Consider the following 316-nt stretch of genomic DNA (forward strand, 5'->3'; position numbering starts at 1 on the left):
GCGATTCCGACACCTTGGTGAAGCTGTTCGCCTCGACCACGCGCGTGAATATCTCCATGGCTTCGAAACGGTCCATCTTTTGCCCTATGAGTGATTGGCGGAAGTGGCTTGCGGAGTGAAGTGTATAGGTTGGAAATATTGTTGTCTCATAGCCGCCGCGCCGCGCTCAATCCCGGTCGGGTGCGCCGAGCGGGAAAAGCGGCCGATAGGGGCGCGCCTCGTCCACCGCGCGGGCGAACGACGGTCCCGCCAGCAGCCGCTTCCGGTAGGCGAGCACGTGCCTGAAAGCCGGGCCGATGCGGTGCGTCCAGTCGGC

General features: G+C 63.6%; 1 pseudogene. It reads right to left on the minus strand.

What is annotated here, in order from left to right:
• Positions 1-166: 166 nt before the first annotated feature.
• Positions 167-316: pseudogene (locus SB751_RS29165) on the minus strand (glutathione S-transferase family protein); the annotation flags it as partial.

The sequence above is a fragment of the Cupriavidus sp. SIMBA_020 genome, assembly GCF_046535395.1.
Taxonomy (GTDB): Bacteria; Pseudomonadota; Gammaproteobacteria; order Burkholderiales; family Burkholderiaceae; genus Cupriavidus; species Cupriavidus campinensis.